The following is a 15,763-nucleotide window of genomic DNA, read 5'->3' as shown; positions in this document are numbered from 1 at the left end:
GACACCATGGAGGGATGACGGAACTCCTGAGCGACTCGGCCGCCGACGAGGCACTGAGCACCCTGTCCGGCTGGCACCGCGACGGCGCCACCCTCGTCCGCACGACCGAACGGCCCTCCTTCCCGGCCGCGATCGAGGTGGTCGACCGGGTGGCCGAACTGGCCGAAACCGCGGACCACCACCCCGACATCGACATCCGCTGGCGAACCCTGACCTTCCGGTTGAGTACCCACTCCGCGGGCGGCCTCACGGAGAAGGACTTCGCACTGGCCAGGCAGATCGACGACCTGCTGGCGGCACGCTGACCAGGCGTGACGTCGGCAACAACGGCGACACCACCGCCGGTCTCGCACGTCTCCCGGACACCAGATCCGGAAGGACGCGAGATGACGCAGGCGGTAGTGGTGGGAATGGTGTCGTTCGGCCTGATGGTGGCCGCGGCAGGCGGGGTGCTCTGGTACACCGCCCGCGCCCGGCGTGATCCGTGACACACCCGGTAACGCCGGCCGTGATCAGGCCGCTATGCAGGCGGAACCGTCGGCACTCGCCCACTAGGACACGTCATGCACAGCACGTCCGCCCAGCTCTCCCCCACCCAGCGCGCCCTGATCACCGGCTACGCCACGGCGTTCACGCTGATCGCGATCGTGGTGCTCGGCCTGCTCGGCTGAACATCCACGCACGGGCCACGTGACGAAGCCCCCACGGCACACCGGCCGTGGGGGCTTCGTCAAGCGATGCCACTACACGTTGAAGCGGAACTCGACCACGTCGCCGTCGGCCATCGGGTAGTCCTTGCCTTCCATCCGGACCTTGCCGGCGGAGCGGGCGGCGGCCATCGAGCCCGCCTCGATCAGGTCGGTGTAGGACACGACCTCGGCCTTGATGAAGCCGCGTTCGAAGTCGGTGTGGATGACGCCCGCGGCCTGGGGGGCGGTGGCGCCCTGCGGGATCGTCCACGCGCGCGACTCCTTGGGACCCGCCGTGAGGTAGGTCTGCAGGCCCAGGGTGTGGAAACCGGCGCGGGCCAGCGCGTGCAGGCCGGGCTCCAGCTGGCCGACGGACTCCAGCAGCTCGCGCGCGGACTCGTCGTCGTCCAGCTCCAGCAGCTCGGCCTCGACCTTCGCGTCGAGGAACACCGCGTCGGCGGGCGCGACCAGCTTCGCGAGCTCTTCGCGGCGGGCTTCGTCGGTGAGCACGGGCTCGTCGGCGTTGAAGACGTAGAGGAACGGCTTCGTGGTGAGCAGGCTCAGCTCCCGCAGCGCCTCGGAGTCGATCTCCTTCTGCGCCTGGAACAACGTGCGCCCGGAGTCGAGGATCTCCTTGGCCTGCTGGGCGTTCTCCAGCGCCGGCCGGGCCTCCTTCCTGGTCCGGGCCTCTTTCTCCAGCCGCGGCAACGCCTTCTCCAGCGTCTGCAGGTCGGCGAGGATCAGCTCGGTGTTGATCGTCTCGATGTCGCCCAACGGGTCGATCCGGCCGTCGACGTGCACCACGTCCGGATCGTCGAACACCCGGATGACCTGGCAGATCGCGTTCGCCTCGCGGATGTTGGCCAGGAACTTGTTGCCCAGCCCGGCACCCTCGGACGCACCCTTCACGATACCTGCGATGTCCACAAAGGACACCACTGCGGGCACCGTCTTCTCCGAGGCGAAGAGCTCGGCGAGCTTGTCCAGCCGCGGGTCCGGCAGCGGCACCACGCCGACGTTGGGCTCGATCGTGGCGAACGGGTAGTTCGCGGCGAGCACGTCGTTGCGGGTCAGCGCGTTGAACAGGGTGGACTTGCCGACGTTGGGCAGGCCGACGATACCGAGGGTGAGACTCACGGCGGGTAAGTCTACGTGCCGCGCGCCGGCCCCCGCCGACCCGGTGAACGGTGCCGCAGCGTCGTGGCGGATTTCCGCCAGTCGACACTGTCACCTGCTGGCATCATTGCAGGCATGGCCACCACGAGCACGCCGATCTGGCTCGACACCGAGCGTTGCTACCGGGCCGTCACCGCCCGCGACCAGCGGTTCGACGGCCAGTTCATCATGGCTGTGCGCACGACGGGGATCTACTGCCGGCCGTCGTGCCCCGCGCTCACGCCGAAGGAGCGGAACGTCCGCTTCTACCCGACGTCGGCCGCCGCGCAGGCCGGCGGCTACCGCGCGTGCCGCCGTTGCCTGCCCGACGCCGTTCCCGGGTCGCCGGACTGGAATGTCCGCGCCGACCTGGCCGCCCGCGCGATGCGGCTCATCTCGGACGGTCTCGTCGAACGCGAAGGCGTGCCCGGCCTGGCTCGACGGCTCGGCTATTCCGAACGCCAGCTGGGCCGCGTGCTGACGGCCGAGCTGGGTGCCGGCCCGCTCGCTCTCGCGCGTGCCCACCGCGCACATGCGGCGCGGCTGCTGATCGAGATGTCCCAGCTTCCGCTCACCGACGTCGCGTTCGCTGCCGGCTTCTCGAGCGTGCGGCAGTTCAACGAGACGATCCGCGAGGTTTTCGCGACCACGCCGTCTCAGCTGCGTGCAGTCAGCGTCCGCCGCGGACGCCGTGCCGAACCGAGCACCGCGACGAGGTTGAGCCTCCGGTTGCCGTTCCGCGCGCCGTTCGACGCGCGAAGCGTGCTGCGTTACCACGCTTCGCGCGCGTTGCCCGGCATCGAAGCCACCGAGGGCGACACAGCCTTGACCGGCTACGGCCGCACACTCCGCCTGCCGCACGGGCCGGGCGCGGTCTGGGTGCACCCCCGGCCCGACCACGTCCGCTGTGACCTGACGCTGACGGACCTGCGGGATCTGGGCAGCGCCGTCACCCGGGTCCGCCGCCTCCTGGACTTGGACGCCGACCCCGAGGCAGTCACCAGGATCTTGGGTGCAGACACCGCACTGGCGCCCGTGGTCGCCGCAGCACCGGGCATCCGGGTCCCCGGCGCAGTCGACGGCCCGGAACTCCTGCTGCGAACTCTGCTCGGCAAGGCCGCGACCAAGGTCGCCACCCTGGGCGACCCCTTCGGCGGGCCACTTGCCGGACCTCTTGACGAACTGACCCCAGCAACGGGGACAGAGACTGCCTCAGCACGGAGCCGGGGCGCCCGGAGCTTCGCCGCACATCCCGCCTCTGTGCTGCCACGGGGCCACGCGAAACCGCCCGGTGCGGCACCGGATCTCCCATCGGATGCCCCACGCGCCGACTCCATCCCTTCACGCGGCCACGCGATAACCCCCAACGCAGCACGGAACGCCCCCTCGGCCGCCCCGCACGTCGCATGCCCCGACACCGCACCGCCACACAGCCACGGAGAACCACCCGGTGCGGCACCCGACTCGCCCACCGATGCCCCGCACATCACCGCACACCCCGGCCAGGTGCCACCACGCGGCCAGGAAGTACACCCCGGTGCGGCACCGGATTTCCCAGCATCACCCGACGCAACGCGGGACCACGCATCCTCACCCGGCTTCCCGCCGCCCTCCGACGCGGTCGCAGTCCAGCCACCAACCGCGGGCGCGGTATCTGGCGTTGCGAGCCGACTGTCCGACCTGCCGGGTAGCGCGGCATCGGCCTCCCGGCCCTGCCGCGGTCGCCCGGTCCCGGGGTCCGAGTCGCCGATGAACGCTCTGACGACTCTGTTTCCGACACCCGAAGCCGTGGCCGAAGCCGGCGTGGCACCGCTGGTCCGCCGGGTCGCCACCGCGCTGGCGGACGGCACGCTCGACCCCCACGTCGGCCGCGACCCGGACGAACTCCGCGACGAGCTGCTGTCCGGCGGCATCGACCCGGCGACCGCGGACTACGTCGTCATGCGCCTGCTGGGTTCGCCCGACGTGCTGCTGACCGCCGACCCCGCCGTCCGGCAGGGCGCGGACGTTCTGGGCATCGACCTCGCGACGTCGGCCAGGGGATGGCGACCGTGGAGTTCGTACGCCGGCATGTACCTCCGTATTCTCACCACTCAGGCCGTTCGAGGAGAATTCTCGTGAGCACAGCTTTTTGGTCCACTGTGGACACCAAGGTGGGCCCGTTCACCGCCGTCGTGGCAGGCGACGGCGCCGTACTCGCCTCCGGCTGGACGGGCGACGTCGCCGAACTGACGGCACTCATTTCCCCGTCGCTGGCGCCGACTGCGCTGACCGAACGCCGCGATCTGGGACCCGTGACCAAGGCCGTCCGCCGCTACCACGCCGGCGAGCTGGACGTCATCGCAGACGTCGAAGTCCGCCAACGCTCCGGCGCTTTCCGCGAGCACGCCTGGGAAATGCTGCGGAAGGTGCCGGCAGGCAGCCCCGTGAGCTATGCGGAGTACGCCACCCTGACGGGCAGCCCAGCCGCCGTCCGAGCCGCCGCCTCGGCCTGCGCCCGCAACGCCGCCGCCCTTTTCGTCCCCTGCCACCGCGTGATCCGCACCGGCGGCGCCCTGGGCAACTTCCGCTGGGGCACGGACACGAAGCGCTGGCTCCTGGACCACGAGCACCCTGCCTGAGACGCGCAGCACCCGCCCCACAAGCGGGAGCCTGGTCCGGGCGCTACCATCCACGGGCAGTCCCCTCCGGCAGCGGCGTCCCCTTCAGCAGCGGCCCCTCGCCGATAGCGGCTCTCCCACCGCGCAGACTGGCCCGCATCCATCCGCGATCGGATGCCTCAGCCGACAACGGTCTTCCCGCCCTGTGAACGCTCTCTGTTCTCGGGCGAATCCCGCCGGAGAGCAGCCCTCGCGACCTGAGAACGGGCGTCCCGACCCGCGGACGGCTCCCTACCCGGACAGGCCCACTCGAGAACAGTCCCCACCAGACGACGGCCGGCCCGCCCGAAAACAACCCTCGCCACCCGACAACGGCTCCCGACCCGTCGGCGCTCCCTACGCGGGTAGGCGGGCGCCACCCAACATCGGCGCTCGAACGGCCGACCCCACCCGAGAACAGCTTCCCGCCCCGCGGACGGCTTCCTACCGGGGCCGACCCCGTCCGAGAACAACCTCGCCACCCGACAACGGCCGGTCCCACGCGACAACGGCTCCCGCTATCCGCAGACAGCCTCATTCCCGAGCAACCGCCATCCGCCGACGGGCGGCGCACTGGATCAGTCCACAGGCCAGCTCGGCCTGGCGCGTGTGCCCGCAGGGTTCCGCGCGGTCAGCGTCCTGCGCTGATGTGCTCAGGCCACGCTCACCTCCACGGTCGAGCCGGCACGCGCCTTTCGCACCCGTAGGCGGGTCGGGATGCGCTGGCGCAATTCCTCCACGTGGGACACCAAGCCGACCACGCGGCCGCCGGCTCGGAGTTCGTCGAGGATGTTCATCACGACGTCCAGGGTTTCGGCGTCGAGGGTTCCGAAACCCTCGTCCACGAAGAGCGTGTCGAGCAGCGCTCCGCCGGTCTCGCCGGCGACGACGTCGGCCAGGCCCAGTGCGAGCGACAACGAAGCCAGGAACGATTCGCCGCCCGAGAGCGTCTTGGCCGGCCGGATGGCTCCGGAATAGTCGTCCAGCACGTCGAGCCCCAGTCCGCCGCGGGTGCCGCGGGCACCGGCCGCGTCCGAGTGCACGAACGAGTACCGGCCCTGGCTCATCGTGCGCAATCGAGCGGTCGCCGCGAGCGCGACCTCCTCCAGCCGCGCGGCGAGAACGTACGAGCGCAACGACATCTTCCGCGCGTTCTGCCCTCGCCCATTGACCACTTCGGACAGTGCGCGCAGCTCCGCGTACTCCTCCTCGACGGGCGCGAGCTCCGCAAGCGCCTTGCCCATCCGGCTGGCGAGTTTCTCCAGCTCACGATGCTGAGCCTGCACCGACTGCTGTTCCGCGTAAGCCGCGTCGGCACGCGCACGCGCGGCCTTGGCCATCTCGGCTTTCGGCGCGACCTCCACGGAGTCGTCCGGCGAAATCCCGAACAACTCGGGTTGCGCGAGCAGCTCACGCGCGCCCGCCGCAGTCGCATCGGCCTCGGCGAGCCCCTGTTCGAGCTTGGTGATCTGCTCGTCCGAACGCGTTGCCGCGCGCATCTCCTCGAGCGTGGCAAACCCTTTGGCGTGCAAAGAAATCTCGACAAGATCCCGCTGCTCGGCAAGCCGCGTCTCCGCTCCGGCAACAGTGGTGCGTGTCTCGGCGGCCTCGTCCAAGGCCCCCGCGACTGTGAGCAGGTGCTGCCGCCGCGCGGGGACGTCCGGAAAATCACCCCGGCCGGTGATCAACCGCTGCGCACGCTCGGCGAGACGCTCGTCCAGCGCCCGGATTTCGCTGGTCGCCCCGGTGACCGCCTGCTCTGCCTGCCTGCGTTGTTCGGCCAGCTCGTCCGCTTGTCGCTCCAGTTCGCTCACCTGGCGGACGAGCCGGTCCTTGTGCCGTGCCTGTTCGGTCAGCCCGGCAAGACTGCTCCGGGCCGCGGCCAGCTCAGCCGCCACCGACTCCGCTGTCTGCCCACCGAGCCGTTCCCGCAACGCGTCGGCGCGAGCCTTCACCTCTTCCAGCGTGGACACCACTCGCTGCCGCGCCGAAGAGGCCTGCTGCTCGACCTCCTCAGCGTCCCGTTCCGCGGCCGGATCGACCAGCCCGACCTCGTGGTCTGCCGGAGCAGGATGATCCGCCGAACCACACACCGGACACGGCGCCCCTTCCGCCAGCCCGGAAGCCAGCTCGGCCGCCATTCCCTCCAACCGACGCTCACGCAGGTCCAGCCGGTGCTGCCGGGCTGCCTGGTGCGCATCGACCGCCTCTCGCAGCTTCGTCTCCCCTCGCTCGACCCGGGCCACGGTGGCAGGCAATTGCTCGGCCGCCCGTGCCAGTGCGGTCAGCTCCTCCACCCGGGCCCCGACGCCCTCCAGCTTCGCCGCTGCCTCCGCGGCCGAAGCCGCGGCAGCCCGGGCAGCGGTGAGCTGTTCGGGCAGCTTCGTCAGTTTCTCGGTGAGGACCGTGACCTTGGTGGCCGTGTCCGCGACCGCCTTGCTCCGCTCCGCCCGCCGTTGTTCGTCGACCTGCTGCTGCCGCGCCTCCGCAGCCAGCTCGGCGAGGGCACCGGCTTCCTCGCGCAGAGAACCTGCGCGTTCACGCAGGTCGGCGACGACCAGCCCCGCTGCGTCGAAGCCCAGCTCGGCAAGGTCGCGGGCACGCTCGGCCTCCGCCGCCTGGGCGTTGCCGAGCTCGGCGGTACGCCGCTCCAGCAGCTCGGCCTCGGGTGCCACCGCCGCGGCCCGCCGCGCGACCGCGATCTCCTCCACCCATTCGGCACGCTCGTCCGCCTGCTCCGCGATCTGCGCCAGCCGCGTGTGCGCGGTGCGGACCCGGCGAATCTTCTCCACGTCCTCCTCGGCTTCTCGCAACGCCGCGTCTGCCGTTTTGGTCGCGGAAAGTGCTTGAGCGGCTTGGGTTTGCACCGATTGAGCGCGGGCAGCTACCTCGGCGAGCACGGTGTCGACCCATTCCACCCGGCCGTCTTCCGGCGGGTCCTGCTGCGCTTCCTGGGCGTAGCGGGCCAGCAGCTCCCGCACTTCCGCCTGCCGCTTTTCCAGCATCCGCCCCCGCTCGGTGCGCAGGTCGGCGAACCAGCGTTCGACGTCGGAAAACCGCTCCGTGCCGAACAATCGCTCCAGCAGCTTCTCGCGTTCGGTCGTGTCGCTGCGCAGGAACCTCGCGAACTCGCCCTGCGGGAGCAACACGACCTGGAAGAACTGCGCTGCGGTCATGCCCAGCAGCCGCTCGACCGTCCGGGCCACCTCATCGATCCGGATCAGTCCGTCGGGCGGCAGACCGGCCGGCGGAGCGCCGACCCAGGTCAGCGAGACCCGCGCCTGCTGCGTCGTGACACCGGCGCCGCGCTTCTTCGGGCGTTCGTACTCCGGGCTGCGGACGATCCGCAGCCGCTGTCCCTGCACGGTCAGCTCGAGCACCACTTCCGTGTGCTGCTCGGACGCGGCGAGATCGCACCGCAACCGCTTGGCGTCCCCACGCGCGCCCGGCACCACACCGAACAACGCGAAGGCGATCGCGTCGAGGAGTGTGGTTTTGCCCGCGCCGGTGTCGCCGTGAAGAAGGAAGAGGCCATCAGCTCCGAGAGCGTCGAAATCGACCATCTCTCGGCGCGCGTACGGGCCGAACGCCTCCACTTCCAGCAGGTGCAGTCTCACAGCTTCGCCACCGCCGCCCGGTTCGCCGCTTCGAGGGCGAGGTGCACGAGCCGCTCTTCCCGCTCGTTCGGTTCGGCACCCCGGCAGTCGTCGAGGAAGCTCCGCGCGATCTGCAGGTCACTGCGGCCACGGACTGCCTCGGCGTACTTCAGCTCCGCCCCGGCGACTCCGCCTTCCGGCCGCCAGTCCATATGCACCGCGAAGGGAAACCTCTCCCGAAGCCGGCGCATCGCCTCCACCGGACGGACCCGGTCGGTGACAGTGATCGAGAGGAAATGCGCGCGCCACTGCTCGTGATCCGGCTCCGCGAGCAGCGCGGACAGCTCACCGGTGAGCGTGGCCAGCGGACGCGGCACGGGCAGCTCGTGCCGACGCACAGCTGCCAGGCCGGCGACGTCGAGATCGACCAGCCAGACCGATTTCCGTTGCCTGGCCTCGGAAAACGAATAGGCCAGCGGACTGCCCGAGTAACGCAGGTGCTCGGCGAGCGTCTGCGGACCGTGCAGATGCCCGAGCGCGACGTAGTCCACGCCGTCGAACACCGAACCCGGTACCTGTTCGACCCCGCCCACAGCGATCGTCCGCTCCGACTCGGTGGGTTCACCACCGGTGACGAACGCGTGCGCCAGCACCACCGAGCGCGTTTTCGGACGGCGGGCCAGATCGGCACGTACGCGGCGCATTGCTTCGCCGAGTACGCCGGTGTGTCCCCGCGCCTCCGGGACACCCAGTGCGTGCCTCGACGGTTCCGGCTCCAGGTAAGGCAGGCCGTAGAACGCCACCGGACCGTGTTCGTCGTGAAGCAGCACGGGTTCTGCGATACCGGCGACCGTCGCGCGCAGGTGCAGCCCGCCGGCCGCGGCGAACTCCGCGAACGCGCCCAGCCGGGCGGCCGAATCGTGGTTGCCCGGGGTGAGCACCAGCTGCGCGCCCGCTTGGCGGATGCGGGCGAGCGCGGTCGTGGCGACCCGGACGGCCTCGGCGGAGGGCACCGCGCGGTCGTAGATGTCACCGGCCACCACCACGACGTCGACCGCCTCGCGCTCGACGAGTCCGGCGATGTGCGTGAGGACGGCCTCCTGTTCGGTGAGCAGATCGGCGCCGTGGAACGTGCGGCCGAGATGCCAGTCGGATGTGTGGAGGACTCTCACGGCGACCACGTTAGGAGCAGGGTCCGACCAAATGCCGCAGGCACGCCGATACCCCACTCGAACGTGTGTACGAAGCCGATCAGGGTTCGCCGGACACGCCGAGTTCCGGATCGGGTGAACTCGCTGGTCAGCTACGCACCGCGATCGCTCGCACCGGTTTTTGTCGGTGGGGTCCGCCATGATGTCTTCTCGACCGACACCCCGACGGAGAGGAGGCTCGGGTGGAGACGGTGATCACCACCGCGGCCGTCGTGCTCGCGCTGATCCTGTGCGTCGCGGTCGCCCTGCTGTGGCGGCTGTACAACGACGGGATGCGCCGGGCGGACGCGGCCGCGCGGCTCGTCGCGGCGGAGCGCGCGAAGGGGGACCAGCAACAGCTCGCGCTGCGCCGGTACGAAGTGGCGTTCGCGTCGATCCACGGAAGGGGCGAGCTGGGCGAACAGGTTCTGGCGGAGACTGCGCGCGCGCTCGGTTTGCGGGAGGGGCTGCACTACACGCTCCAGACCGACCTCGCCGGCGGCGGGAGCGCGAAGCCGGATCTCGTGCTGAACGTCGGCGGCGGCCGCGCGGTTCCGGTCGATGCGAAGGCGAGCATGGCCATCTGGGCGGAAGCGGTCGAGACCGACGATCCGGAAGAGCGGCTCGACGCGCTGCGCGTCCACGTCCGGCAACTGCGCTCCCGTGCGGCAGAGCTCGCCGGCAAGGGATACCAGCGCTGGGCGGACGCGATTTACGGAACGATCATGTTCGTCCCGTCCGACGCGGCCGTCGTCGCCGCTCTCGACACCGACCCGGAACTGCTGCGCTGGCTCATCGACCGCCGGGTGTTCCTTTGTGGACCGACCGGCTTCGGCGTCCTCGCCTCGGCCGCGTTGTTCGCGGCCAGCGATCGAGCGCTGGTCGAGGACGTGGAACAGGTGCGCGCGGGAGCGGCCTCCGCGCACCGGGCTGCCGGGAACGCGGTGGAGGCGCTCAATCTGTCCACAACGCACCTGCAGCGTTTCGTCTCCGCACGTCGGCGCGAGCTGGAGGCGCTGGAGGCTTTCCGTTCCACAGTGGCGCCGCTCACCGAGGCGTCCGGCAGCCCAGCGCCGGTACCACAGCTGCGGAAGGGAGACGAATTGGCTGCCAGCTGAGGAGACGTCGGTGTCCGGAAGCCGGGTCTGGTCACGGTTTGACTCGTTGCGACCGGGTGCTGTGGGCATGGGAGTGGCTGCCTGCTCCGAAGGGAGCCGCTGGCTTGCTGGCGGGCATGGGCGTGGCAGTTTCGGAGAGACGCTCTGGGTTACGTCCGCGGAGGTGGTGTACGGGTTCGTCGCTGGTGAGCGGCGTGGCGTCGTGACGTGAGACGGCCACCGCGTGATCTTTCTCGAGTACCGACCAAGGAACTCCAGGAAGGACCACCACGATGGCCGCACCACACAGTGTGGACCCTGCCCAGCTTGTCGAGGAGCTCGCCTCGGCGGGTGTGTCGCCGGATCTGTTGCAGACGATGATCGCGACGATGGCGAACGCGTTGATGTCGTCGCAGGCCGATCAGCAGTGCGGGGCCGGCTATGGCGAGCGCAGCAGCGAGCGGACGAACCAGCGCAACGGCTACCGGGCCCGGGAGTGGGACACCCGAGCGGGCACGATCGAGTTGGCGGTGCCGAAGCTGCGCCAGGGCTCCTATTTCCCGGACTGGCTGCTGACCCACCGCCGCCGCGCCGAGCAGGCCCTGGTCACCGTCGTGGCCACGGCCTACCTACTCGGTGTCTCCACCCGGCGGGTGGAGAAGCTGGCCGAACAACTCGGGGTGAAGTCGCTGTCGCGTTCGCAGGTCAGCGAGATGGCCACGCACCTCGACGGGCAGGTCGCCGCGTTCCGCGAGCGCCCGCTCGACCAGGGCCCGTACACGTTCGTGTGGGTCGACGCGCTCACGGTGAAGGTCCGCGAAGACGGCCGGGTGGTCAACGTGCACGCGCTGCTCGCGACCGGGGTGAACGCCGACGGGCACCGCGAGATCCTCGGCCTGGATGTGGCCTCCAGCGAGGACGGAGCGGGCTGGTTGGCGTTCCTGCGCGGTCTGGTCGCCCGCGGCCTGTCCGGGGTCCAGCTCGTCATCTCCGACGCCCATCCCGGCTTGGTGGCGGCGATCGCCTCGGCGTTGCCGGGTGCGGCGTGGCAGCGGTGTCGCACCCACTACCTGCGTAACCTGCTCTCCCGTGTTCCGAAGTCGGCGCAGCCGCATGTCGCTACGCAGGTGCGCACGATCTTCGACCAGCCCGACGCCGACGCCGTCACAGCCCAGTACGGACGCGTGGTCGACACTCTCACCGCGCGCTGGCCCGACGCAGCCGAGCACCTCGACAACGCCCGCGATGAGCTGCTGGCGTTCACCGCATATCCGCGCGAGGTCTGGCGCCAGATCTGGTCGAACAACCCTCAAGAGCGACTGAACAAGGAGATCCGCCGTCGCACCGACGTGGTCGGGATCTTCCCCGGCCGCGACTCCCTGATCCGCCTCGTCGGCGCCGTCCTGGCCGAACAGAGTGATGAGTGGACCGAGAACCGCCGCTACATGGGCCTCGATCTACTGGCCCGCTCACGCATCCGCATCGTCACCACCGAAGCCGCACCGACCGGCAGCGAGGCACTCATGACAACCGAGGCAATAACCGCCTAGAATCCCGAACCAAGATCACGCGGAGTCGATCTCATACACCACTCCGCCGGACGTGACCACGCTCTGAACGGACGCAACCAAGCATCCTCGGCGACCGATCCGGCACGCTCGACGGCCGCTACGCGGCGTCGACAACCGCTCTGCGGCGTCGACACGGCGACGTCTGGTCGCAAGTCGGTCGTGTCACAGGTCGGCAGCGTCAGGTTGGCCGTGTCGCGGGTCGGTCGTGTCGGGTCGGTCGTGTCGCGGGTCGGCAGTGTCAGGTCTGCCGTGTCGCGGGTCGGTGGTTCACAGGTGGGTGGGCTGCGCGTGCTCCCTGGTTAGCCGAGGCCGGCTGGCTCGGCTGGTTGCCGGGTGAAGCACGCGGTGGTCTGGGCGGACGCGCCGCGAGGCCGTGCGGGGAGGGGCGAGGACGTTCGAAAGGGCATGATTCCGGCATGGGCGGGCAGGGTCTGCTGCAACGTCAGAAGCATCGTCGCGTTAGTTTTCGGTCAAGTTCCGGGTGCGGCGAATGTTCCGGAACGGGCGTGACGTGACCACTGGGCGGCGGCGTCGGGGCGGCATGGACTCGTCGTCAGCGAAGGACCGCGAGTCGGCTTGTCGACCCATACTGGCGGTATGAGCGCTGGTCAGGAGTCTGGTCCGGACACCACTCGACCGGCGGAGTGCGGTGGCGGGGCAGCACGATGGAGACCACCCGACCGAGGGAGGAGTCACGCTCTTGAGTGGCTGCCGGATGCTGTCTTCGGCAGTGCCAGCAAGATCCTGACAAGTACGGGATACGGTGTGCCCCGTGACCGCGATACGCGATCGCCAGAGCGATCCTGATGCCGATGACGCTCCTCCCGTGCCCTGGGACGAGCGTCTCGTTGTCGGCGCGAGGCGCGGGCTGCCCTGGTGGGGAGCCGTGCTCGTGGGCTTCGGCTTGGCCGTGCTCGGCGCCATCATCGACGAGAAAACCCAGGGCAGCCTCGAATTCGTCTTCAAGGCCGGCTACTTCCTGGGGGCCGTGATCGCGGTCGGCGCAGTACAGAGACGCGCGCTGTTCGGCCCGATGGTGCAGCCGCCACTGGTTCTGGCGGTCACGGTGCCCGGCGTCGTCCTGGTGACCGGCGGCAGTTCCGGCGGCTCCGACACCCTGTCGAAGCTGCTCAACATCGGCACCCCGCTCATCAACGGGTTCCCGACGATGGCGGTCACCACGGCCGTCACTCTGCTGTTCGGTTTCTTCCGCATCTACCGCGAACGCGACCCGAACGCGCCGGTCAAGTTCAAGGACGGCAAGCAACCGCGCGACCGCGAAGACGGCGAGCCTCCCGCACGCCCCCGCAACCGCCCGGCGGCCGGACGCACCGGGCAAACGCCTCCGCCGCCCGGCAGTTCGCGTCGCACGCCGCGCGAACGAGGCGTCGACGCGCCGCCGCCTCGGCGCCCGCGTCCGCCTGCGGAACCGGGTGCGCGGCCTCGGCGAGAGCCACGGGACCCGGGCGTTCGCGGTGGGCGTAAACCTCCTCCTCCTGGCCGGCCGCGGCCACCCGAAGGCGACCCGCGCCGACGCGATCCGCGGGGCGAACCGCCGCCTCGCCGCCGGCCCCGCGCCGACGAGCCACCACCGGGACGCCCCCGCCCTCCACGCCGGGAACCCCCGCGCCGCCCACGCCCCTGGGATGACAACGCCTGACCGGCGACAACGTTGACAGACTGAACACGATCTCGCGTGAAAGGCCGCCGAACCACCCAGGTTCGGCGGCTTTTCCCTTGCCACAGCCGATTCTCGCAGTCGGCGCAATGCGAGAGACGCCGTTGAGGTGCCGAAACCTTGACAGGAAAAGACATTTCGGACGCTCGAGCAATCGGCCGACCACCTCGCCGACGCCGGCTGTACACGGTGGTCTAGTCCACTGTTACGTCGACCGCTCTCGACCACGCGCGAGGTGAAGGATCAGCATTCGCGGCAGCACACGACGGGCTCAGAAACACAAGGCGCGCCGAGAAGTTCGCGCGGTCGGCTGATCTCGTGGCCGCTCCCGCGGTACGACCGCTGCCCACCGGGCCGGCGAAGGCGGTCCGGTGCCGGTATTGCCACGGTGCGGAGGGTGAGGTGGTGCTCGACCTCAACGACCAACCGGGCTGCGAGCAGTCCGCGGAGCCCAGGGAAATGTCGTCGGGCCGGGTCCGGTTTTCCCGTTGCGAATGTGATGCTCAGCTACAGATGTGGTCTTCCCACTGCAGATGTGATGCTCCGCTGCGGATCCGGTGTTCCCGCGGCAGATGTGATGCTCAGCTACGGGATGCTGTGTTCCGCTGCGGATGTGGTTCTGCGCAGCTTTCAACCAAACGACCACGCCCGGAACCCCAAGACTCGACGCGCAGGCTCAACTCCCGAGTCCGAATCGGACGCCCGAGCCGTACAACCACGCCAGGCGTGCCACCCCGACGCGCACGCCCTGTACCCGACGCGCGGCCCCGACACTTCGCAAACCCAGCCCGGCACCCAGCCGCGCAGCACACCAGCCGCGCAAGCACACCAGGGGGCCGCACCCGACTCGGCCCTGCACCCGCCCAGCCCGAACCGGACGCCCAGCCACACCACCACGCCAGGCGCCCCACACCCGACGCGCGATCCCGACATTCAGCGAACCCGAAACCGACGACCCGACCGCGTCAGGCGCCCAATACCCGAAGTGCGGTCCCGAAACCCGGCGAATCCGGATATCACGCCCCACCCGCGCAACCACGCCAGGCAGCCCGCACCCGACCCCGCTAGCCCAAGACCCACAACCCAGTAGCCTCCGGCCCGGGAGGGGTCAGGAGTCCGTCTTGGTGGCTTTTCGGAGTTCCTTCGGCAGGGCGAAGGCGATCTTCTCGTTCGCTGTGGTCACCTCGTCGACCTGGCCGTAGCCTCGGTCGGCCAGCCAGGTCAGCAGGTCCATCACCAGGACGTCCGGGACCGAGGCGCCGGAGGTGACGCCCACCGTCGACACGCCTTCCAGCCATGATTCGTCGACCTCGGTGGCGAAGTCGACCAGGTGGGAGGCTCGGGCGCCGGCCTTCAGGGCGACTTCCACCAGGCGCTTCGAATTCGACGAGTTCGTCGAGCCGACCACCAGGACCAGGTCGCACTCCGCGGCCATGGCCTTGACCGCGACCTGGCGATTCGTGGTGGCGTAACAGATGTCGTCACTCGGCGGGTCGCTCAGGCCGGGGAACCGCTCGCGCAGCTGGTCCACGCGCTCCATCGTCTCGTCGACCGACAGCGTGGTCTGCGACAGCCAGATCACCTTGGACGGGTCGCGAATGCTGACCTTCTCGACGTCTTCGGCCTGGTCGACCAGCTGGACCTTGTCGGGTGCCTCACCCGAGGTGCCCTCGACCTCCTCGTGGCCCTCGTGGCCGATCAGGAGGATGTCGTAGTCGTCCTTGGCGAAACGGTTGACCTCTTTGTGCACCTTGGTGACCAGCGGGCAGGTCGCGTCGATCGTGCGCAGGTTCCGCTCCGCCGCCTCCGCGTGGACGGCCGGCGACACACCGTGCGCGGAGAACACCACGAGCGCCCCCTCGGGGACCTCGGACGTCTCGTCGACGAAGATCACACCGCGTTCGCTCAGGGTGTCCACGACGTGCCGGTTGTGCACGATCTCCTTGCGCACATAGACCGGCGGGCCGTAGAGCTCGAGCGCCTTCTCGACCGCGACGACGGCGCGGTCCACGCCGGCGCAGTACCCGCGCGGCTTCGCGAGCAGCACGCGTTTGGCGGCGCCGGACTGGGAGATCGTCGGATTGCCGGCGGGCTCGGTTCCGGGACTCGCTGAGGTCATGCCTCCAGGGTACGGGCTGTCCCGGCCCG

At 70.0% G+C, this 15,763-nt stretch carries 9 protein-coding genes and 1 pseudogene; 6 read left to right on the top strand and 4 right to left on the bottom strand.

Translation table 11 applies throughout. The features are described from left to right. Positions 1-14: 14 nt before the first annotated feature. Positions 15-305: a 4a-hydroxytetrahydrobiopterin dehydratase gene (locus BJY18_RS29605; RefSeq protein ID WP_184783184.1), complete on the top strand. Its 291-nt coding sequence runs from the start codon at positions 15-17 to the stop codon at positions 303-305. A 438-nt stretch (positions 306-743) separates the two neighbouring features. Here the strand turns inward: BJY18_RS29605 and ychF are convergent, their stop codons facing one another. After that, positions 744-1,826: a redox-regulated ATPase YchF gene (gene ychF, locus BJY18_RS29600; protein WP_184783183.1), complete on the bottom strand. Its 1,083-nt coding sequence runs from the start codon at positions 1,824-1,826 to the stop codon at positions 744-746. A gap of 114 nt (positions 1,827-1,940) precedes the next feature. Between ychF and BJY18_RS38130 the strand changes: the two are divergent. Further along, positions 1,941-2,993: pseudogene (locus tag BJY18_RS38130) on the top strand (bifunctional transcriptional activator/DNA repair enzyme AdaA); the annotation flags it as partial. Between the two features lie 968 nt (positions 2,994-3,961). Continuing rightward, positions 3,962-4,465, top strand: a complete 504-nt coding sequence (locus BJY18_RS29590; RefSeq protein ID WP_184783182.1) for a methylated-DNA--[protein]-cysteine S-methyltransferase — start codon at positions 3,962-3,964, stop codon at positions 4,463-4,465. 671 nt (positions 4,466-5,136) lie between these two features. Here the strand turns inward: BJY18_RS29590 and BJY18_RS29585 are convergent. Beyond that, complete coding sequence (locus BJY18_RS29585) at positions 5,137-8,100, bottom strand: AAA family ATPase (protein WP_184783181.1); 2,964 nt, start codon at positions 8,098-8,100, stop codon at positions 5,137-5,139. Then, a complete protein-coding gene (locus BJY18_RS29580) occupies positions 8,097-9,251 on the bottom strand; it encodes an exonuclease SbcCD subunit D (RefSeq protein WP_184783180.1) in 1,155 nt (384 codons plus the stop codon). Before BJY18_RS29580 ends, BJY18_RS29585 begins: the two co-directional genes overlap by 4 nt. A gap of 221 nt (positions 9,252-9,472) precedes the next feature. On the opposite strand from BJY18_RS29580, the gene rmuC reads away from it, so the two are divergent. The 3 genes from rmuC (at position 9,473) to BJY18_RS29565 (ending at position 13,597) form a co-directional block, all read left to right on the top strand. Further along, positions 9,473-10,387 carry a DNA recombination protein RmuC gene (rmuC, locus tag BJY18_RS29575; protein WP_184783179.1) on the top strand — a complete coding sequence of 305 codons (915 nt, stop codon included), beginning with the start codon at positions 9,473-9,475 and terminating at the stop codon, positions 10,385-10,387. 272 nt (positions 10,388-10,659) lie between these two features. Continuing rightward, positions 10,660-11,916, top strand: a complete 1,257-nt coding sequence (locus BJY18_RS29570; RefSeq protein ID WP_184776778.1) for an IS256 family transposase — start codon at positions 10,660-10,662, stop codon at positions 11,914-11,916. Between the two features lie 847 nt (positions 11,917-12,763). Next, complete coding sequence (locus tag BJY18_RS29565) at positions 12,764-13,597, top strand: DUF6542 domain-containing protein (RefSeq protein WP_312874002.1); 834 nt, start codon at positions 12,764-12,766, stop codon at positions 13,595-13,597. A gap of 1,126 nt (positions 13,598-14,723) precedes the next feature. Here BJY18_RS29565 and BJY18_RS29560 read toward each other — a convergent pair. Continuing rightward, entirely contained in the window at positions 14,724-15,734 is a 1,011-nt protein-coding gene (locus tag BJY18_RS29560) for a 4-hydroxy-3-methylbut-2-enyl diphosphate reductase (protein ID WP_184783177.1), read from the bottom strand. Positions 15,735-15,763 lie beyond the last annotated feature (29 nt).

This window comes from Amycolatopsis jiangsuensis (assembly GCF_014204865.1).
Taxonomy (GTDB): Bacteria; Actinomycetota; Actinomycetes; order Mycobacteriales; family Pseudonocardiaceae; genus Amycolatopsis; species Amycolatopsis jiangsuensis.
This window is presented reverse-complemented; position numbering and strand designations above follow the sequence as displayed.

What these genes read in the sequence shown, in the direction of transcription:
- BJY18_RS29605 (WP_184783184.1), top strand. Translation starts at nt 15, where the DNA reads ATGACGGAACTCCTGAGCGACTCGGCCGCCGACGAGGCACTGAGCACC.
- BJY18_RS29570 (WP_184776778.1), top strand. Translation starts at nt 10,660, where the DNA reads ATGGCCGCACCACACAGTGTGGACCCTGCCCAGCTTGTCGAGGAGCTC.
- BJY18_RS29560 (WP_184783177.1), bottom strand. Translation starts at nt 15,734, where the DNA reads ATGACCTCAGCGAGTCCCGGAACCGAGCCCGCCGGCAATCCGACGATC.